19 protein-coding genes and 1 riboswitch are annotated in these 15,386 nt (G+C 71.5%); of the genes, 6 read left to right on the top strand and 13 right to left on the bottom strand.

Annotated elements, in window-relative coordinates:
* Positions 1–46 precede the first annotated feature (46 nt).
* Both grpE and hrcA read right to left on the bottom strand, forming a co-directional pair.
* Positions 47–766 (bottom strand): nucleotide exchange factor GrpE, encoded by a 720-nt coding sequence (gene grpE, locus CRP50_RS11780; RefSeq protein WP_097279347.1) that lies wholly within the window; start codon positions 764–766, stop codon positions 47–49.
* 15 nt (positions 767–781) lie between these two features.
* Positions 782–1,852, bottom strand: a complete 1,071-nt coding sequence (gene hrcA / locus CRP50_RS11775) for a heat-inducible transcriptional repressor HrcA (RefSeq protein WP_245913447.1) — start codon at positions 1,850–1,852, stop codon at positions 782–784.
* Between the two features lie 190 nt (positions 1,853–2,042).
* On the opposite strand from hrcA, the gene rph reads away from it, so the two are divergent.
* Both rph and rdgB read left to right on the top strand, forming a co-directional pair.
* Positions 2,043–2,765, top strand: coding sequence for a ribonuclease PH (rph, locus tag CRP50_RS11770; protein WP_097279346.1), 723 nt, complete (start codon positions 2,043–2,045; stop codon positions 2,763–2,765).
* A 5-nt stretch (positions 2,766–2,770) separates the two neighbouring features.
* Positions 2,771–3,376: an RdgB/HAM1 family non-canonical purine NTP pyrophosphatase gene (gene rdgB, locus CRP50_RS11765; RefSeq protein ID WP_097279345.1), complete on the top strand. Its 606-nt coding sequence runs from the start codon at positions 2,771–2,773 to the stop codon at positions 3,374–3,376.
* Between the two features lie 43 nt (positions 3,377–3,419).
* Here rdgB and CRP50_RS11760 read toward each other — a convergent pair whose 3' ends face one another.
* Together CRP50_RS11760 and CRP50_RS11755 are read right to left on the bottom strand one after the other, a co-directional pair.
* On the bottom strand, positions 3,420–4,745 hold the full coding sequence (locus CRP50_RS11760) for a globin-coupled sensor protein (RefSeq protein ID WP_097279344.1): 1,326 nt from the start codon (positions 4,743–4,745) through the stop codon (positions 3,420–3,422).
* Positions 4,746–5,018: 273 nt separating this feature from the next.
* Complete coding sequence (locus tag CRP50_RS11755) at positions 5,019–5,894, bottom strand: DUF1848 domain-containing protein (RefSeq protein ID WP_097279343.1); 876 nt, start codon at positions 5,892–5,894, stop codon at positions 5,019–5,021.
* 44 nt (positions 5,895–5,938) lie between these two features.
* On the opposite strand from CRP50_RS11755, the gene CRP50_RS11750 reads away from it, so the two are divergent.
* A complete protein-coding gene (locus CRP50_RS11750) occupies positions 5,939–7,432 on the top strand; it encodes a thymidine phosphorylase family protein (RefSeq protein WP_097279342.1) in 1,494 nt (497 codons plus the stop codon).
* Here CRP50_RS11750 and CRP50_RS11745 read toward each other — a convergent pair.
* From CRP50_RS11745 to CRP50_RS11725, 5 genes are all read right to left on the bottom strand, one after another.
* A complete protein-coding gene (locus CRP50_RS11745; RefSeq protein ID WP_097279341.1) occupies positions 7,417–8,073 on the bottom strand; it encodes an energy-coupling factor ABC transporter ATP-binding protein in 657 nt (218 codons plus the stop codon). The two genes, CRP50_RS11750 and CRP50_RS11745, sit on opposite strands and share 16 nt — an antisense overlap.
* The gene (gene cbiQ / locus CRP50_RS11740; protein ID WP_097279340.1) at positions 8,070–8,849 is read right to left on the bottom strand and encodes a cobalt ECF transporter T component CbiQ; all 780 of its coding nucleotides are present in this window, start codon (positions 8,847–8,849) and stop codon (positions 8,070–8,072) included. The genes CRP50_RS11745 and cbiQ overlap by 4 nt, the downstream gene beginning before the upstream one ends.
* A gap of 17 nt (positions 8,850–8,866) precedes the next feature.
* Positions 8,867–9,388, bottom strand: coding sequence for a cobalt ABC transporter permease (locus tag CRP50_RS11735; RefSeq protein WP_097279339.1), 522 nt, complete (start codon positions 9,386–9,388; stop codon positions 8,867–8,869).
* Positions 9,381–10,013 (bottom strand): cobalt transporter CbiM, encoded by a 633-nt coding sequence (gene cbiM, locus CRP50_RS11730; RefSeq protein WP_097279338.1) that lies wholly within the window; start codon positions 10,011–10,013, stop codon positions 9,381–9,383. The genes CRP50_RS11735 and cbiM overlap by 8 nt, the downstream gene beginning before the upstream one ends.
* Positions 10,014–10,248: 235 nt before the next feature.
* A riboswitch (cobalamin riboswitch) is annotated at positions 10,249–10,486 on the bottom strand.
* A gap of 40 nt (positions 10,487–10,526) precedes the next feature.
* A complete protein-coding gene (locus tag CRP50_RS11725) occupies positions 10,527–11,330 on the bottom strand; it encodes a CbiX/SirB N-terminal domain-containing protein (RefSeq protein WP_097279337.1) in 804 nt (267 codons plus the stop codon).
* Positions 11,331–11,494: 164 nt separating this feature from the next.
* Between CRP50_RS11725 and hemA the strand changes: the two genes are divergently transcribed.
* The 3 genes from hemA to CRP50_RS11710 all read left to right on the top strand — a co-directional run bounded on the left by hemA (position 11,495) and on the right by CRP50_RS11710 (position 13,664).
* Entirely contained in the window at positions 11,495–12,703 is a 1,209-nt protein-coding gene (gene hemA, locus CRP50_RS11720) for a 5-aminolevulinate synthase (RefSeq protein WP_097279336.1), read from the top strand.
* Between the two features lie 80 nt (positions 12,704–12,783).
* Entirely contained in the window at positions 12,784–13,218 is a 435-nt protein-coding gene (locus CRP50_RS11715) for an antitoxin Xre/MbcA/ParS toxin-binding domain-containing protein (RefSeq protein ID WP_217992036.1), read from the top strand.
* Complete coding sequence (locus CRP50_RS11710) at positions 13,215–13,664, top strand: RES family NAD+ phosphorylase (RefSeq protein WP_097279335.1); 450 nt, start codon at positions 13,215–13,217, stop codon at positions 13,662–13,664. The genes CRP50_RS11715 and CRP50_RS11710 overlap by 4 nt, the downstream gene beginning before the upstream one ends.
* Before the next feature lie 30 nt (positions 13,665–13,694).
* Here the strand turns inward: CRP50_RS11710 and CRP50_RS11705 are convergent, their stop codons facing one another.
* From CRP50_RS11705 to CRP50_RS11690, 4 genes are all read right to left on the bottom strand, one after another.
* Positions 13,695–14,000 carry a HigA family addiction module antitoxin gene (locus CRP50_RS11705; RefSeq protein WP_097279390.1) on the bottom strand — a complete coding sequence of 102 codons (306 nt, stop codon included), beginning with the start codon at positions 13,998–14,000 and terminating at the stop codon, positions 13,695–13,697.
* A gap of 16 nt (positions 14,001–14,016) precedes the next feature.
* A complete protein-coding gene (locus CRP50_RS11700; protein WP_097279334.1) occupies positions 14,017–14,337 on the bottom strand; it encodes a type II toxin-antitoxin system RelE/ParE family toxin in 321 nt (106 codons plus the stop codon).
* Between the two features lie 87 nt (positions 14,338–14,424).
* Entirely contained in the window at positions 14,425–14,730 is a 306-nt protein-coding gene (locus CRP50_RS11695) for a cytochrome C oxidase subunit IV family protein (protein ID WP_097279333.1), read from the bottom strand.
* Positions 14,731–14,754: 24 nt separating this feature from the next.
* Positions 14,755–15,381 carry a cytochrome c oxidase subunit 3 family protein gene (locus CRP50_RS11690; protein WP_322090851.1) on the bottom strand — a complete coding sequence of 209 codons (627 nt, stop codon included), beginning with the start codon at positions 15,379–15,381 and terminating at the stop codon, positions 14,755–14,757.
* Positions 15,382–15,386: the final 5 nt, after the last annotated feature.

Below are 15,386 nucleotides of genomic sequence, written 5' to 3'. Positions count from 1 at the left end.
GGAAAACGGCGGAGGATCGTCATCCTCCGCCGTCTGTAACACCCGATCAGGCCGTCGTGTTCACGCCGCCCGGTCCGGCGGCGTCGGCACCGCCGGTGCCGGCCTCCCGCTTCGGTCCGCCGCGCGAGACGGTGACCATGGCCGGGCGCAGCAGGCGGTCGCGGATGATGTAGCCGTCCTGGTAGACGTCCACCACCGTGCCGGTCGGCATGTCGGTGCGCTCCACTTCCTGCACCGCCTGGTGCAGGTTGGGGTCGAAGGCGGCGCCGCGGGCTTCGATCTTGGTGACGCCGTACTTCTCCAGGCCGCCGGCCAGGGTCTTCTGCGTCATCTCGATGCCGACGGCGAGGTTCTTCAGAAGCTCGTTCTCGGCGCGGCGGTCGGCCGGGGCGGCCATGAGGGCGCGGTCGAGGTTGTCGGCGACCTGCAGCATCTCCTTGGCGAAGTTGGCGACCGCGTACTTGGCGTTGTCCTCGATGCGGCGCTCGGCCAGGCGCTTGGCGTTTTCGGCCTCGGCGAGCGCGCGCATGTATTCGTTCTTCAGGCGCTCCACTTCGGACTCGAGCAGCGCGATGCGGTCTTCCGGCGCCAGGTTGTCGCCGGCGGCGCTGCGGGCCGCGTCGGGCGGCACGTCGCCCTGCGGGACGTCGCCGGCCTGCGGGCTCGGCTCGCCCATGTCGGCGGTGCCGCCGGGGGTGGTGCCGTCCGCCTCGGCCGGAGCCTCGTGACCGGGTTCACGCTGGGACGGGTTGTGCTGCTGTGCCATGAGTTCTCAGTTCCCTCAACCAATGAGTCTGCCGACCACCTTCGCGGTGTAGTCCACCAGCGGGATGATGCGGGCGTAATTGATGCGGGTCGGGCCGATGACGCCGATGGCGCCGACGATCTCCTCCGCGCCGTTGCGGAACGGGCTGACGATCATGGAACAGCCCGCCGCCGTGAACAGGTCGTTTTCCGAACCGATGAAGATCTGCACGCCCTCGGCCCGGTTCACCAGGTCGAGCAGGCGGATCATCTGTTCGCGCGTTTCCAGCATGTCGAACAGATTGCGGATGCGCTCCAGATCCTCGATGGCGGTCACGTCCGACAGCAGGTGCGACTGGCCGCGCACGATGAGCGCCCCGTCCGACTTGCCGCCGGCCCAGGTGCCGAGTCCGGCCGAGACCACCTTCGACGTCAGTTCGTCGAGCGCCGACTTGTGGCTTTCCAGTTCCGCCAGGATCTCCTCGCGCGCCTCTTCCAGGGTGCGGTTGGTCATGCGCGCGGCGAGGTAGTTGGAGGCCTCGACCAGCGAGGTCGGCGGCAGGTCGTGCGGCACCTCGATGATGCGGTTCTCGACGACGCCGTTCTGGGTGACGATGACCACCAACGCCCGGCCGGGACCGAGGTTGACGAATTCGATGTGCTTGAGCGGGCTCTCGGTCTTCGGCGCCAGCACGAGGCCGGCGCAGAGCGACAGGCCCGAGAGCGTGCGCGTCGCCTCCGACAGCACGTCGGGCAGGCTCTTGCCGCGGGCGGCGCACTGGGCGTCGATGCGGGCGCGCTCGTCCTCGGCCAGCTTGCCGACCTCGAGCAGGCCCGAGACGAACATGCGCAGGCCCAGTTCCGTCGGCAGGCGCCCGGCCGAGGTGTGCGGCGCATAGAGCAGGCCGAGGTCTTCCAGGTCGGCCATGACGTTGCGGATGGTGGCCGGCGACAGCGACATGGACAGACGTTTCGAAAGCGTGCGCGAGCCGACCGGCTCGCCGGTCTGCACGTAGGCGTCCACCACATGCCGCAGGATCTCGCGCGAGCGTTCGTTCAGCTCGACGATGGGCGTGGTCTTGCCGGTCTTCGTGGTACGCGTCGACACGCAGCGCCATCCTCAGGATACGACCGCAGCGAATGTAGGGAAGCCGCCCCGAGGCGTCAACGCGCGCCGGGGGTCACGTTTCGGCTCGGTGCGTGCCGGGGCCGGACAGCCGCACCCTTTTCAAGTCCGGGGCGAGGGGGTAGCCTGCCCGGCTGTATTCCTTTCTCCCGCCTGACCCGAGGTAGTTCCCATGCGTCCTTCCGGCCGTGCCGCCGATGCCCTTCGCTCCGTCACGCTCGAACCCGGCTTCGCCAAGTATGCCGAGGGGTCGTGCTTCGTACGCTTCGGCGACACGCACGTGCTGTGCACCGCCTCCGTCGACGAGCGGGTGCCGAGCTGGCTGCGCGGTCAGGGGCGCGGCTGGGTGACGGCGGAATACGGCATGCTGCCGCGCGCCACCCACAGCCGCACCGACCGCGAGGCGGCGCGCGGCAAGCAGTCGGGCCGCACGCAGGAGATCCAGCGCCTGATCGGCCGCTCGCTGCGCTCGGTGGTCGACCTCAAGGCCATGGGCGAGATGCAGATCAAGGTGGACTGCGACGTCATCCAGGCCGACGGCGGCACCCGCACCGCCTCCATCACCGGCGCCTGGGTGGCCCTGCACCTCGCCTTCCAGAAGCTGGTGAGCCTCGGCGTCATGACCGCCGTGCCCATGCACGACCAGGTGGCCGCCATTTCCTGCGGCATCGTCGACGGGCAGGCGGTGCTCGACCTGGATTACGCCGAGGACTCCACCGCCCAGGCCGACGCCAACTTCGTGCTGACCGCCAAGGGCCTCATCGTCGAGGTGCAGACCACCGCCGAGGAAGCACCCTTCGCCGAGGACCAGCTGACCGCCATGATGGCGCTGGCGAAGAAGGGTGTCGCCGAACTGGCCGCCACCCAGCGCGCCGCCGTCGGCCTGGCGGAGTGACGGCCATGGCGCGCAGGTTCGAAGGCGGCCGCCTCGTCGTCGCCAGCCACAACGCCGGCAAGGTCCGCGAGATCAACGAGCTGCTGGCGCCCTTCGGGGTCGAGGCGGTGTCGGCCGGCGCGCTCGGCCTGCCCGAGCCCGAGGAGACCGAAGACACCTTCGTCGGCAACGCCGTTCTGAAGGCCAAGGCGGCGGCGACGGCGGCCAACCTGCCGGCGCTGTCCGACGACAGCGGCCTCGCCGTCGTGGCGCTGAAGGGCGCGCCGGGCATCTATTCGGCGCGCTGGGCCGGGCCGGGCAAGGACTTCAAGGTCGCCATGGAGCGGGTCCATCGCGAGATGGCCGCCGGCGGCAACTCCGACCGCCGGGCGCACTTCGTCTGCGCCCTCTGCCTCGCCTGGCCCGACGGCCATACCGAGGTGTTCGAGGGCAAGGTGAACGGCGAACTGGTGTGGCCGCCGCGCGGCAGCCGCGGCTTCGGCTACGACCCCATGTTCGTGCCGGGCGGCTACGACGTCACCTTCGGCGAGATGGAGCCCGAGAAGAAGCACGCCATGAGCCACCGGGCGCGGGCCTTCGCCCAGCTGGTGGAGGCGTGCTTCGAGCGCTGAGGGGCACGGCGCACGGCGGGCCTGCAGGCCCGCCGCCGCGGTCTCAGGCGATCTTCTTCAGGGCGCCGAGGAACCCGTCGACGCTGCCCGTCATGGTCCCCGCCTGATCGGCGAGTCCGTGGGCGGCGGCGTCGACCTCGGCCACGGCGCGCTGCGAGGTTTCCGCCGAGTGTTCCACCCGCTCCACCACGTCGTGGACCCGGCGGGCGCAGTCGGCGGCCTCGCCGGCGCTGCGGGCGATTTCGTCGGTGGCGGCGCACTGCTGCACCACGGCGCCGGCGATGGCGGTGCTGATTTCCGTCATGCCGCGGATGATGGTCGCGATCTCGGTCATGGCCTTGGCCGACTGGTCGACGGCGGTACGCATGCCTTCGATGACGCCGCCGATTTCCGCGGTGGCGCGGGTGGTCTGGTTGGCCAGGGTCTTCACCTCGTTGGCGACGACCGCGAAGCCCTTGCCGGCGTCGCCGGCGCGCGCCGCCTCGATGGTGGCGTTGAGCGCCAGCAGGTTGGTCTGGCTGGCGATGGATTCGATGAGGCCGACGATCTTGCCGATCTCGCTCGCCGCCGTCTGCAGGCGGTCGACAACCGCCGTGGTGTCGCGCACCTTGACGTCGGCGGCGCTGGTGCGTTCGGCGATCTGCTGCACCTGGCGCTCGATTTCGCGGATGGAGGACGACAGTTCCTCGGCGGCGGCGGACACCGCCTGCACGTTCTCCGACGCCTGCTGCGCCGCCGATCCGGCGGTGGCGGCTTCGCCGCGCAGCGAGCCGGCGGCCCCGCCCAGGGTGGCGGCGGCGGCCGACAGTTGGGTCGAGGCGGCGCCGAGGCCGTGCACGATGGTCCCGATGGTGTCCTGGAAGCCGCGGCTTTCGGCTTCCACGGCGCTGGTGGTGCGGGTGCGCTCGATGTCGAAGTAGACGCCGAGGCTGATGGACAGGTCCATGAAGGCGACGGCCTGGGCGGCGCGCAGGGCCTGCTTCAACTCCTCCGGGCGGCGGCGCTTGTCGGCCACCAGGTGGGCCGCCAGCTCGTCGAGGAAGAAGGAATAGCCGGCGATGAAGGTGGTCGGCGGCACGCCGTACTTGGCGTGGGCGGCGCCGATGCGGCGGCAGTTTTCCTGGTACTCGGCGCCCCACTCGCCGGCGAACAGGAACGACATCCAGTGACGCCGCTGCGCCGCCTTCACGTGCGCCAGGCTGTCGTGGCTGCGGAAGGCGTCGGCCATGCCGGGCGTGCGCTGGACGAAGGCATAGAAGGCATCGATGATGCCGTCGATGTGGTCGGCGAGAACCCGTCTTACCGTGACGAGACCAGCGCGCGTGTCGTCCCCGATGCGCAGCGAACGAAGGATCTTGTCGTTCGACATGGCAACCTCCCCAGAAAACTCATGGCTATTTGTTCAATCCTCTTCCGGTCTAGTCCTGTTCGTCTGTGGGCGCAACCGTCATCACAGGGGATGGTCTTCGCCCTCCCCTTGTGACAATGGAGCGGATATACCCTTTTCCTTTTGGAGCTTTAGCCCACCCATTGGAAAACCTGACGTCTTGGATCGATGTTGCCGCGCCCTGGTTGTGGAGTGCCCACGGCTATGCTGCGGGATGTATACTTTTTCGCAAGGAACCCATTTCACTCGACGTCCTCAGAGCCAGCTTGCCCCTACGTCATGTGCCTTGTGATGTATACGACCAAGGTCGGGGCTCCTTACCGCGTAGCAGTAGGCGCAGCCGTGCGGACAGGTGTCGTAGGCGCCGATGTCGCGGCTCTCGGCGCAGGCGCAGGTCTTGCGGTGCGGGCGGTTCAGGGCGGCCAGCGGTCGCCCGGCGATTGTCGACAGCCGACCGGCATCCACGCAGGCCGACTCGGGCAGGTCCGCCATCGCCGCCAGCGCCGGCTGGCCGCACAGGGTCAGGCGCAGGCCATTGTCCGCCGCCAGCGCCGACAGGTCGCGCAGCAGCGCCGCCTTGGCGGCCTCCGGCGGGTCGTCCCAGGTGAAGCCGTGGCGGGCGGCGGCGGCGGCCATGTTGCGGGCGGTCTTGCGGTAGACCTGCAGCAGGCTCGCCACCACCTCGTCCGTCGCCCCGGCCATCGCGTCCGCCAGCCGGCCGAAGGCGTCGCGGTGCCAGTCCGGCGGGGTGAGGGAGGAAAACACCACCGGGTCGTAGCGCCACACCACGCTCGCCGGGCCGAAGCGCTCTGCCACCCGGTGCAGCGCCGCCACCGCGCGTTCCGGCGCCACCACGGCGCGGTCGAGGCTGCGCGGGTAGCCGAGCACCGTGTGCTGCACCACGAAGGGGAAGCCGCGCGCCGCCACCTCCTCCAGCACCGGCAGGAAGGGCGTCACGTTGCGGGTCCAGAACACGAAACCGTCCACCGCCTCGGGCGTCAGGGCGATCTCCGACACCTGCCTGGCATTGTAAGGGTTGCGCACCCGCACCATGCCCTCGCGCAGGCGGGCGAGGAACCAGTCGCCGTAGAAGGCGGGAATGTCGGTGCGGTAGCTGGCGGAAATGATCATGCTAGACTGCTGCCGGATGATACGCCGTTGAAAGACCTGGACGAATGCTCAAGCTGCGCCGCGTGCCGGTGGATACCCGATCGGAAAACGTCGCCTTCGTCAGCGAGGCCTGCACCCTGACGCGGGTGGAGGGCCTGCGGGCGCTGGCCAAGATCGAGGTCCACGGCGGCCGCCGCCGCATCCTCGCCACCGTCAACGTCGTGGAGGCCGACGGCGGCTGCGCCCTGGTGGAGCCCGACGAGCTGGGCCTGTCCATCGAGGCCTTCGCCCGCCTCGGCCTGCCCGAGGGTACGGACGTGCATATAGAGTTCGCCGGCCCGCCGCGCAGCCTGGAAGCGGTGCGCCGCAAGATCGAGGGCCGCGTGCTCGGCGACGACCAGTACCGCGCCATCATCGACGACATCGCCGCCCACCGCTACAGCCGCATGGAACTGGCCGCCTTCCTGGTGGCCGCCGCCGGCTTCATGACCAGCGAGGAAGTGCTCGGCCTCACCCGCGCCATGGTGGAGGCCGGCAACCGCCTGACGTGGCCCTACCCGATCGTGGTCGACAAGCACTGCATCGGCGGCATCCCTGGCAACCGCACCACCATGATCACGGTGCCCATCGTCGCCGCCCACGGCCTGCCCATGCCGAAGACCAGCTCGCGCGCCATCACCTCGCCCTCGGGCACCGCCGACACCATGGAGGTGCTGGCGCGCGTCGACCTGACGCTGGACGAGATGCGGGCGGTGGTGGAGGCGGAACGCGGCTGTCTGGTGTGGGGCGGCCACATGAACCTGTCGCCGGCCGACGACATCCTCATTTCCGTCGAACGGCCGCTCGGCATCGACACGCAGGAGCAGATGGTCGCCTCCATCCTGTCCAAGAAGGCGGCGGCGGGTTCCACCCACCTGCTGATCGACATCCCTATGGGCCCCTCGGCCAAGGTGCGCAGCCACGAGGAGGCGACGCGCCTGCGCAAGATGTTCGAATACGTCGGCGACGCGCTCGGCCTCGTCATCGACGTCATGACCACCGACGGCCGCGCCCCCATCGGCCGCGGCATCGGCCCGGTGCTGGAGGCGCGCGACGTCATGGCGGTGCTGCGCGGCGACGCCGACGCCCCCGCCGACCTGCGCGCCAAGGCGCTCGCCGTCGCCGGCCGGGTGCTGGAGTTCGACGGCGGCGTGCGCGGCGGCGGCGGCGAGGCCCGCGCCCGCGAGCTGCTGGAGTCGGGCGCCGCCCTCGCCCGCATGGAGGCCATCATGGCGGCCCAGGGTCCGGCCCCGGCAGCGGTGGAGCCGGGATCGCTGGTGAAGGAGGTCCCGGCCGCCGCCGACGGCACTGTCGCCGCCATCGACTGCGCCCGCATCAACGGCATCGCCCGGCTGGCCGGCTGCCCCTTCGACAAGGGCGCCGGGCTCGACCTGTTCCGCAAGCCGGGCGACGCGGTGCGCAAGGGCGAGCCGCTCTACCGCATCCACGCCTGCCGCCCCGCCGACTTCGCTTTCGCCACGGCGGCGGCGGAGGAAGCGGACGGTTACGTGATCGCCTGAAGCCGGCCGTCCTCCAGCCGTAGCCGCCGCGTCGCCAGGGCGTCGAGGAAGGCGGCGTCGTGGCTGACAATCACCATGGCCTGCGGCAGCCCGCGCAGGATCTCGATGAGGCGGGCGCGGTGGCGGGCGTCGAGCGCGTTGGTCGGCTCGTCCAGCAGCAGCACCTCGGGCTTCATGGCGAGCACGGCCGCCAGCGACACCAGCCGCTTCTCGCCGCCCGACAGGTGATGCGTCACGCGCGGGCCGAAGTCGGTCAGGTCGAGCATGGCGAGCGTCTCCGCCACCACCGCCCGCGCCTCCGCCTTGCCGGCGCCCAGGTTGAGCGGGCCGAAGGCGACGTCCTCGGCGACCGTCGGGCAGAACAGCTGGTCGTCGGGGTCCTGGAACACGAAGCCGGCGCGCGGGCGGATCTCGGCGAAGTCGGCTTCCGTGCGGCGGTCCCGCCCGAAGGCGGCGATGGTGCCGCCCTGCGGCTTCAGCAGCCCGACCATGAGGGCGAGCAGTGTCGACTTGCCGGCGCCGTTGTCGCCCACCAGCGCGAGGCGCTCGCCGGGCGCCAGGGTCAGCGAGGCGCCGGTCAGCACCGGGCGTTCGGGGCCGTAGGCGAAGTGCAGGTCGGAAAGGGTGAACAGCGCGCTCATGCCAGCCGGTCCGCCGTCACCAGCGAGGCGCAGGCGGCCACGGCGCCGGCCAGGAAGACCCAGTCGGCGGGCGTCGCGCGCAGGTCGTCGAGCAGCGGGAAGCGCCCGGTGAAGCCGCGGCACTTCATGGCCGCCAGCACCCGTTCCGACCGTTCGAGCGAGCGCACCAGTAGCATGCCGACCAGCCAGCCGAGGCTGCGCAGGGTGTGCAGATCGGTGCGCGGGCGGAAGCCGCGGGCCTTCATGGCGGTGCGCAGGCGCGTGGCCTCCTGGTGCAGCACGTCGATGTAGCGGACGGTCATGAGGAACAACTGCACCAGCTTCTCCGGCACCTTGAGGCGGGCGAGCGCATGGCCCAGCACCGTTTCCGGCACCGTCCCCACCAGCGCCAGCAGGGCGAGGATGACGGCATTGGCCTTGAGCGCGATGAGGACGGCGTGATGCAGCCCCTCGCGCGAGGCGGGGAAGCCCCACAGGCTGAACAACGGCTCGCCGGGGGTGGTGAAGGGCAGCATGACCAGGGTGAGGACGATGAAGCCGTCCACCGCCACCACCCGCCGCGCCGTCTCCGCCGCCGGCAGCCGCGCCCAGGCGGCGAGGCCGAAGCCCGCCGCCAGCGCTGCCAGCAGCGACGAGACGGACGTCAGGGAGACGACGGCGACGGCGAAGGCGGCCGCCGCAATGATCCGCATGCGCGCATCCACCCGGCGCAGGCCCGTGGACGGGCCGGCGGCGAAGGTGCGCAATGCCCGTTGTCCGGGCCGGGTGTCGGTCATGGGCCTCGCGTCCGGGATCAGGCGGCGGAGGACGTCCGCTGCCGGCGGCGGCTCGCCACCCAGGCGGCGACGCCGAAGATCCCGAAGATGTACCCGATCCCGCCGACCGCATCCATCAGTCCGGCGTCTTCCTTGTACTGCGCCAGCTCGCGGCGGAGCGGACGGACCTGCGCCTCCACCGCCTCGGCGATCAGCGCCCGCAGGGCGTGGTCGTCGGCGGGCGGGGCGAGATCCTCGGCCGGCACGGTCAGGCGCGCCACCAGCCCCTCGCCCAGGTCGGCGGCGAAGGTGTGGGCGACGGGCGCGGCGGGGCGCCAGGTAAATCGGCCGTCGGCGCCGATGACGGTCTCGCCGAGGGACGCGCCGTCGGGGCCGGTGACGGTGACGACTGTGCCCGGCGCGGCGGGCTCGCCGCCCGCGGAAATCTCGCCGGTGACGACGCCGTTGACGGCCGAGGCGAAGGCGAAGACCTCGCCGGCCTGGGCGGACGCAACGGTGGCGGCTGCCAGGGCGACGGCCAGCAGCAGCGGCTTAAGCACGGCTCCAGCCCTCCGCGCCGATCCGCGGCAGGCCGAAGGCGTCGGGCTTGACCTTGCGCACCAGCCCGACGGCAGCGCCGGTGACCACCGCCTCGGCCAGCATCACCGGCACGTGCGCCAGGAACACCAGCTTGGCGGCGGGGATGAAGGCGTCGCCCGACAGTGCCAGCGACAGGCCGACCAGGATGGTCGTCAGCGCCACCGCGCCGCCGCCCGCCACGGCCCCCGCCGCCGCCGCCAGGGCCGGCGAGGCGCCGCGCACCAGCGGCCGGCACAAGAGCCCGAACAGCACGGCCGGTGCGGCGATGTTCACCAGGTTGACGCCGAGCACGGTCAAGCCGCCGAAGCCGAAGAATACCGCCTGCAGGGCGAGTGCCACGGCCAGCGCCGGAAAGGCGCCCCAGCCGAGCATGAGCCCCGCCATGCCGCCGAGCACCAGATGCACCGACGACGGCCCGATGGGCACCTGCACCAGCGACGCGACGAAGAAGGCCGCCGACAACAGCCCCGCCCGCGGCAGGGTGTCGGCGTCGAGGGATTTCAGACCCACCGCCGTGCCGCCGACGGCGACGGCGGAGGCGGCGACGATGACCGGGGCGGCGAGGGCGCCGTCGACGATGTGCATGTCAGCGGCCCTCCCCGACGGTGAGGGGGAAGGGCATGGAGAAACGGTCGAACCCGTGCGTCATCCTGGCGCTCCTGTGGGGGCGCCGAAGGTCGCGGCCGTGCGATGCGGGGAAGACGGGGGTCCGCTGCCGGAGCCCTGCGCTGCCGCACATCTCCCGGCCGCCCTTCGGCGGAACGGAATGATGCACGCCACCACGACGGATGCCCGCACCCCCGGATCACCCCGACCGGAGGATGAGTGACGTCGCGCCGGCAGGTCTCCTGGCTCGCGGGTCGTCGCCGGAGCACCGCCTTCCCGGCCGCACCGCTCGCACGGCTTGGTCAGTGGCATCGTGGCACCCAGGCTCGCCGCTCACAGTTGCGGGGGCAGCTCCGGCTTCGGACCCCTTGGCGGGTCGGTCCGTTCCGGCATTCCCTTTTCATCCCCGGGCTTTTGACCCACCTGGGGCAACCGTCGCGTGGCCCGAGTATGCCGGGCGGCAGGGGGCGCGTCAAACGCCGCGGCGCCCCGTCACGCCGCCGTCGCCCGCACCGGCGCCTGCCGCAGCGCCGCCAGGGCGGCGGCTTCGGCGGCTTCGGCCATGCGCCGGGTGTCGGCGAGCGGGGCGTAGAGCCACAGGCGCCGGTCGCCGACCACGAAGGGCCCCACCGCCTCGCCGGCCGGGCCGATGAGCGGCGTGCCGAGCGGCAGGCCGAAGGCGGCCGGCACGTCCTGCCGCGCGTGGGTGCCGCGCGCCGCCAGCAGCACGCAGACCACCACGTCGCGGCCGAGCGGCAGGCGGGTCCAGTCGGTCAGGCGCGGCGCGTGTTCCAGGAACACGGTGTGGGCGGACCGGCAGACGGGGCCGCCGCCCAGGTGCTGCGCCAGCTCGTCGGCGCTGCGGTCGCCGCCGGCGGCGGCGGGCGAGCCGTGACCGATGACCAGCAGGTCCGGCACGTCGGCCACCGCGTCGGCGACGTGGCCGAGCAGCGACTCCACGTGCCGCATCACCCGTTCCGATCCGCCGAGGGCGGGCAGGATGCGCAGGTCCTCGATGTGGCGGCCGTGCTCGGCGCAGAGGGCGGGGATGAGGCGGGTGGCGAAGACGCCCTGGCCGGCGAAGTGGGGCACCACCAGCACCCGGCGGTCGGGGCCGAGGCGGCCGAGCGCGTCGGCCAGCGACGGCTCGCCCTTCACGAGCGCCCCGACGGCGGGGAACAGGCGACGGCGGGCGACGGCGGCGGCGATGCCGAGGGTGGGCGCGCCAGCGGCCGGGTCGCGGGCGGAACCGTGGCCGGCGATCACCAGGACGGCGTCGGGCGGGGGAACGGGCATGGCGGGCGGTCCTCCGGTGGCGATGTTCCGCCATGGTGCCCCGCGCCGCCGGAGCTGACTTTGACGCCGGTCAAATCGTCCGGCCTTGACCAAACTCAATGGCGGAGGCGCTTGCCTGCGGCAGGGTGAGGCTCAGACAGCCACTGGTACCGGGATCCGCCGCCATGGACTACACCGCCTTCTTCCACGACCGCATCGCCGCGCTGAAGGCCGAGGGCCGCTATCGCGTGTTCGCCGAACTGGCGCGCCACGCCGGCCACTTCCCGGCGGCCACCCGCTTCGTCGACGGCGCACCGCAGCCGGTGACCGTGTGGTGCAGCAACGACTACCTCGGCATGGGCCAGCACCCCGAGGTGCTCGCCGCCATGCATGCGGCGGTGGACGAATGCGGCGCCGGCGCCGGTGGCACCCGCAACATCTCGGGCACCAGCCGCCATCACGTGGCGCTGGAGCGCGAGCTGGCGAGCCTGCACGAGAAGGAGGCGGCACTGGTCTTCACCTCGGGCTACACCGCCAACCTGACAGCGCTGTCGACCCTCGGCGCCCTGCTGCCGGACTGCCTCATCCTGTCCGACGAGTTGAACCACAACAGCATGATCGAGGGCATCCGGCATTCGCGGGCGGACAAGGTGGTCTTCCGCCACAACGACCTCGACCACCTGGAAAGCCTGCTCGCCGCCCAGCCGCGCGAACGGCCCAAGCTGATCGCCTTCGAGAGCGTCTATTCCATGGACGGCGACTTCGGCCCCATCGCCGAAATCTGCGATCTGGCGGAGCGCTACAACGCGCTGACGTACCTGGACGAAGTGCACGGCGTCGGCCTCTACGGCGCGACTGGCGCGGGCGTGGCGCAGCGCGACGGCGTGATGCACCGCGTCGACATCATCCAGGGCACGCTCGCCAAGGCCTTCGGCGTGGTCGGCGGCTACGTGGCGGCGACGCCGGAGATCTGCGACGCCATCCGCTCCTACGGCCAGGGGTTCATCTTCTCCTCGGCCCTGCCGCCGGCCATCGCGGCGGCGGCGCAGGCGAGCATCGCCGTGGTGCGCCGCACCCCAGCCTTGCGGGAAAAGCACCAGGAGCGGGCGGCGACCCTCAAGCACCTGTTGCACGAATGGCGCCTGCCGGTGATGCGCAGCCCGAGCCACATCGTGCCCGTGCTGGTGGGCGACGCGGCGCGCTGCAAGCTGGCGACCGACATCCTGCTCGACGACTTCGGCATCTACATCCAGCCCATCAACTACCCGACGGTCCCACGCGGCACCGAACGCCTGCGCCTGACCCCCGGCCCGCACCACGACGACCTGCAGATGCGCCGCCTGGTGGAAGCCCTGGCGGCCGTGTGGCGGCGCCTGGAGCTGGCGGCGGCGTAGGGGGAGGTGTTCGGTATCGTTTGACGTTGATCGGCGCGCCATGTGATCCTACGTCTGCCGCAGAGGCGACGGAGGATCCCATGACCGCACAGCCACGCGACATCGCCGACGCCATGGGCGGCCCGGACGTCCTGGGCCAGCCCGTGGCGTCGGTGCGCGATCTGGAAGAGCTGGTGCTGGCCGGCATTCCGAAGCGGGCGGTGGCGGAACTCGCCCGGCGTGTCTTCGCCGATGCCGCGGCGCGCCGGCACTTCGTCTACGGCGTCGTGCCCGAGGCCACGTACAAGCGCCGCACCCGTCTCACCCCGGCCGAGAGCGAGCGCACCGAGCGCCTGGCGCGCATCGTCGCCGAGGCGCAGGCGGTGTGGGACGACGAGGCCGCCGCGGCGGCCTTCCTCACCACGCCCCACCCGCTGCTGGAACACCGCCCGCCGCTCGACGTCGCCATGACCGAGCCGGGCGCGCGACGGGTGGAACGCATCCTCGCGAACCTGGAATGGGGCCTGCCGGTGTGAGGGTCTGGCGCATCCAGGGCCGCCGCCACCCGGTGTTCTCCGGCGAGGGGGCACGCCTGTTCGGCGGCCGCTGGAACAGCCCCGGCCGGCCGGTGATCTATTGCGGTTCGAGCTATGCGCTGTGCATGCTGGAGCGTCTGGTGCATGCGGCGGGCGGTGGGTTGCCTAGGGGCGACCGCTACGTCGCCGTGGACCTGCCGGACGAGGCGGTCGAGCATCTGGACGAAACCGCGCTGGCCGACTGGGCGGGCGAAGACCTCTCCGCCTGCCGCGCCGCCGGCGATGCATGGATCATGGCGGGCCGGTCGCTGGCCCTGTCGGTGCCCTCGGCCGTGACGCGCGTCGACCGCAACGTGCTGGTAAACCCCCTCCACCCCGCTTTCGTAGCCCTGCCCGCTCCGGCCGAACAGCCCGTCGTCTGGGACCGCCGGCTGTTCGGGCGGTGAGGTGCCACGACTCGGTCAGCGGACGCTCCCCTACGGCGCCACCAGCGGCTCGATGGCGGAAAGCGCGTCCTGCATTTCCTCGCGGGCGCGCTTTTCGTCGTGGTTGAGCTGCAGGTTCATCCAGTAACGGGCCGAGGTGCCGAAGGCGCGGCCCAGGCGCTGGGCCATCTGCGGGCTGACGCTGCGTTGGCCGTTGATGATAGCGCTCACCGCGTTGGGCGGAACGCCGATGTGGGCGGCGAAGCGCCGGATGCTCAGGCCGAGAGCCTCCAACTCGTCGGCAAGAATCTCGCCCGGATGAACGGCGGGCAGGGCGTCGATGGCTTCGAAGGGCATGGTCACCTCAGGCGGTCTAGTGATAGTCGACGATCTCGACGTCGTAGGCTTCGCCTCGCAGGAGCAATGGATCACGGCCATCCTCCGGCTCCAGGAACTGCCATAGGAAGCACAGCCGCAGGCGGTCGTTGATGCGGATGCTGTAGCTGCCGCTACGGTCGCCGCCGAGGCCGTGGAACCGGTTCGACGGCGGTGATCGGAGGTCGACCAGATGCTCGGCCGCCTGAAGCTTCGCGATCGCCTTGACGATCTGACGCTCGTGGCCGCTGAACTCCTTGATGCGTTCGCCTGCCATGAAGCGCGCTGTCCGCTTGTCGCGGCAGCTCCGGATCGCCATCGTCTCCCCCTCCCGGCTCCCTCGCTCCTGTTATATGTTACGTACCGCGTAACAGTCAAGCGGCGGGCGGGGGGGAGGAGCCTCGGGCTACACCACCCCCACCAGCAGATGCCCGCCCAGCACGACGCCCAGGATGGCCAGGACGAAGGCGCCGAACAGCATGCGCCAGCCGGCGGTGGAGGTGCGCAGGTTCAGGTAGACGGCCAGGATCTGCCGCGCCTTCACCGCCGTCAGGGCCAGGATCAGCGCCACCTGCGTGCCCGCCAGCGCGGCGGTGGAGGCGGCGTCGCCGTCGGTGAGGGCGGTCGCCATGCTGCCGAGCGTCAGGCCGGCGAGCAGGGCCCAGGTGAGGGCGAGGGCGGGGCGGGTCGGCTGCGTGTTCAGGTCGCTCATGGGGCGGCTCCTGCTCCCGAGGGGTCAGCGGATGAGGTAGACGACGGGGTAGATCAGCACCCAGATCAGGTCGACCATGTGCCAGAAGGCGGCGCCGGTCTCCAGGTTCTCCAGGCTCGCCTTCCAGCCGACGATGGCGAGGACGATCAGCCCCATCACCACGTGCAGGGCGTGGAAGCCCGTCATCAGGTAGTAGAGGGTCCAGAAGGTGTTGGTCTCGAGGCCGATGCCGGCGTCGATCTTGCCGCCGTATTCCACCGCCTTGACCGCCAGGAACACCATCCCGAGCCCACCCGCCGCCGCCAGCCACACCCGCGCCCGGCCGATCGATCCTTCCGCCCGGTTGCGCACGGCGAGCGCGGCGAACCAGCCGCTGGTCACCAGCACCAGGGTGTTCAGCCCCCCGAACAGGCGGCTCAGCTGCGCCTGGCTGTCGGCGAACAGCTCCGGCTGCATGAGGCGGGCGCCGGCGAAGCCGGCCAGGAAGGCGCCGAACACCGCCAGCTCCGACAGGATGAGGATCCACATGAGCGGGTTTCCCGGCAGCGCCGACAGGGCGCCCCAGTCGGCGGGGCTCTCCTCGTCCGCGGTGGTGGCGTCGCGCGACAGGTCGGGCTCGGCGTAGGCGGTGTGGTGCGGCTCGGCGTTCATGGCCT

Origin of the sequence: Caenispirillum bisanense (assembly GCF_900230255.1) — a bacterium.
GTDB lineage: Bacteria > Pseudomonadota > Alphaproteobacteria > Rhodospirillales > Rhodospirillaceae > Caenispirillum > Caenispirillum bisanense_A.
Note: the sequence above shows the minus strand (reverse complement) of the source record. Positions and strands in the feature narration are given on the sequence as shown.